Genomic DNA, 3,309 nt, shown 5'->3' with positions numbered 1-3,309 from the left:
AGTCTTATAGGCAGGTTACCCACGTGTTACTCACCCGTCCGCCGCTAAGTATCAGAGGTGCAAGCACCTCATCAACTCCGCTCGACTTGCATGTATTAGGCACGCCGCCAGCGTTCGTCCTGAGCCAGGATCAAACTCTCCAAATTGGTTGTTTGACTTGCTCATAACTTTTTTATCGCTTTTCTCACGATTCGTTAGAATCGTAAGGGCAGTTTTTACTCGTTGTTCAGTTTTCAAAGAGCAATCTATTCTTTCGTTTGTCATGCTTGTTTCGCTTGCTGTCCGCGTGTGTCTCTCGGCCAGAAATAGAATATACCATGCATTCACCCATTTATGCAAGTCATTTTTGAAATTAATTTATAATAATCTTTATTTACATATGTAAAACCCTTTCTATAGAGCTGTAAAGCCTATGTTTACTACAATAAAGCATGTAAATACATGATTCCATCATTAAAGAAGAAGAATAACATTAATTATAAATGGATATCGTTTACAGCGCAAATGAACAACTCTTTAACATTCTCAATCATAACTGCTTTCCATCCATTTTATAATGCTATATCGCTCTCCATCGCTGGATAACATTATTTTCAACAATAGCATTCTCGGCTATACAACAATTCCTCGTTAATTGTGAATAGAGTTTACTTACTTCAATAAACAGAATAATTACATGAAAGACATTAGTTCATCCTCCAATTCCACACTGGTTAAATCCTTTACTATTGCTCTTGCGTTATAAAAAAACAGTTGACCTTCACGTTGCGTGAAGGTGTACGATGATGTTGTCAGGAGGTGAACACATGGAATATACCATACAAAAGCTAGGTCGATTAGCTGGAATTAGTACACGTGCGCTGCGTTATTATGATGAGATCGACATGCTTAAACCTGCACGGTTGAATTCTTCAGGCTATCGCATTTATGGGCAAGCGGAGGTTGATCGGCTGCAGCAGATTCTATTTTACAAAGAGCTTGGAATCGGATTAGAGGAAATCAAGGCCATCGTGACATCACCTTCCTTTGACGGTGAGAAGGCACTGCTGCAGCATCGACAAAAGCTTTTAGAGAAAAGAGTTCAGCTAGATCAGCTTATCGCTAATGTCGACAAAACATTAGCTCAAAAAGAAGGGAGAATAATAATGGAGAATAAAGAGAAATTCGAAGGTTTTAAGCAACAGCTCATTAATGAGAACGAGAAGAGCTTTGGTAAAGAGATTAGAGAAAAGTACGGAAACGAGCAGGTGGATCTCTCTAACCAAATAATCAAAAACATGACTAAAGAACAGCACACTGAAATCGAAAAGTTAGGGGCCGAGGTCATAAGCGTGCTTGAGGAAGCTTTTGCAACTGGTGATCCCGCTGGTCAGTTAGCACAGAAAGCAGCCGATCTCCATCGACAATGGCTAAGTTTTTATTGGGGCAGCTATACCAAAGAAGCACATGCGGGTGTTGCTCAAATGTATGTAGATGATGAAAGGTTTACAGCCTATTATGATAAAAACCAGCCCGGTGCCGCTGTATTTCTAAGAGATGCCATTCTTATTTATACAAATATGGATACCTCGCTAAATCCATAAAGAAAGGTGTAGGAAGGCATTTGCCTAACTACACCTTCCTTGCTGTTAGTCGAATCTAACAACTCATTTCTTTATATAGAAACTTACTATCCAACCTAGTCGAAAGCGATTTGCGGTTCCAATCGAAGCAGCTATCCTATTACGTTGTAGGATATAACGGCACACTTAGTGCAAACTCACTTCCAACTCCCTTTGTGCTTTTAAGCGCAAGTTTGCCGCCAAGTAGATTGGTAAGCTGTATGCAAATAGAAAGCCCTAATCCAGTTCCTTCATATTTCCGCTGAATCGTGCTGTCCTCTTGTGAAAATGTATCAAAGACTCGCTGCTGGTTGTCCTCATCTATCCCAATACCGGTGTCCTTTACAACAAATACAATGCAGTCAGTAAGCTTATCCTTGTATACGTGCAAAGCGACATCGCCCTTATCCGTAAACTTAATTGCATTGTTTAATAGATTGCGAATAATTTGGCTCAGCTTTTGCCCATCTGATACTAGCATTTGAGGAGCCTCTTCATCTATTAAAACTTCGAAGCTTAGCTGCTTCTTTTCAGCTAAATGGGCAAATTCATGGTATACCAGCTGCGTAACATCCTCGACGGACACTTCTCCCCAGTTGATATTCATTTTCCCTGCTTCCATCTTGGATAAGTCAAGGATGTCATTAATGATTCGCAGCAATTCGTTACTAGAGCTGTTTATCATATCTGCATACTCAAAATTCTCATTGTGTTCCTGGCTGGCCGTATTCTCACGAATGAGCTCTGAGAGGACAATGATACTATTAAGAGGTGTCCGAAGCTCATGAGACATATTAGAGAGGAAGTCCGACTTGTATTTGGATGACTTCATGATTTGTATCGCTTTGTCTTCAAGCTCCTTCGTTTGCTCCATTAGAAGCAAGTTATTGTCGCGCAGCTCGTCCGCTTGGAGCTGTTCCTTATAAAAATCATTAATAATAAATAAGAATAAGGCACCAAGCAAAATAGAAAGAGGCAGCGTAAAAGGCATAATCTGCTTCAAGTACAACTCACGAGACAGAGCGCCAAAGATCGCGATACCAGTTACCTGTACAATATTGATGGTGAGCAAAGAAATCGTTGCCTTCTTACGATAGCCCCATAACTGGCGTCGTTCGTAAAGCATGACGAGCCCCGCAGCGACGAGTCCCATAATAGCGATATTAATTGATCCCGTTAGTGAGCTTGGTGTTATTCCATTGACAAAAAATCTTGAAGCAGAGATACCAAGTCCAATAATAAAAACATGGCGCGGATCTCGGAACACTAATGTTGCAAAAATAATAGGTACGCCGCGCAAATCGAATAAGGGCCCCTTACCTAATTCTACACCAACCATCATCGTCAGCCAGCCGGATAAAATAAAAGTGACAATCAACAAACTATTTTTCACATTGGAGGAAGCTCGGTTTAGAAAATTCTTATATAGGAGGTTAAAAAGGTAAGCACAAGTGATGAGAATGCTTATATTTGTAAAAAAGGTGACGGAAAAATTCATATATGTCCTCCCTTAGCTGTTTTTATTGTACACGAGGCTAACTCCTTTGACAAAAAAATAGCTCAAAAGCATCTCATTTGAATATCATTTCCTACTTTTGAACAACAAAAAAAGCCTTGCTAAGCAAGACTTCTTTTGTCGTACTATGATGCGCGTAGAGGGACTTGAACCCCCACGGTTGCCCGCTAGATCCTAAGTCTAGTGCGTCTG

2 protein-coding genes and 1 rRNA gene are annotated in these 3,309 nt (G+C 40.4%); 1 reads left to right on the top strand and 2 read right to left on the bottom strand.

Features of this window, described 5'->3' with window-relative positions:
- Positions 1 to 146, bottom strand: a 16S ribosomal RNA gene (locus AC1DM9_RS34240); the annotation flags it as partial.
- 660 nt (positions 147 to 806) lie between these two features.
- On the opposite strand from AC1DM9_RS34240, the gene AC1DM9_RS34235 reads away from it, so the two are divergent.
- Positions 807 to 1,583 (top strand): MerR family transcriptional regulator, encoded by a 777-nt coding sequence (locus tag AC1DM9_RS34235; RefSeq protein ID WP_441887233.1) that lies wholly within the window; start codon positions 807 to 809, stop codon positions 1,581 to 1,583.
- A gap of 139 nt (positions 1,584 to 1,722) precedes the next feature.
- Here the strand turns inward: AC1DM9_RS34235 and AC1DM9_RS34230 are convergent, their stop codons facing one another.
- Positions 1,723 to 2,994 carry an ATP-binding protein gene (locus tag AC1DM9_RS34230; RefSeq protein ID WP_477584486.1) on the bottom strand — a complete coding sequence of 424 codons (1,272 nt, stop codon included), beginning with the start codon at positions 2,992 to 2,994 and terminating at the stop codon, positions 1,723 to 1,725.
- Positions 2,995 to 3,309: the final 315 nt, after the last annotated feature.

This window comes from Paenibacillus sp. 01T431 (assembly GCF_056398625.1).
This window is presented reverse-complemented; position numbering and strand designations above follow the sequence as displayed.

Excerpts from the sequence above, each read along its gene's own strand:
- AC1DM9_RS34235 (WP_441887233.1), top strand. The coding sequence starts at position 807 with ATGGAATATACCATACAAAAGCTAGGTCGATTAGCTGGAATTAGTACA.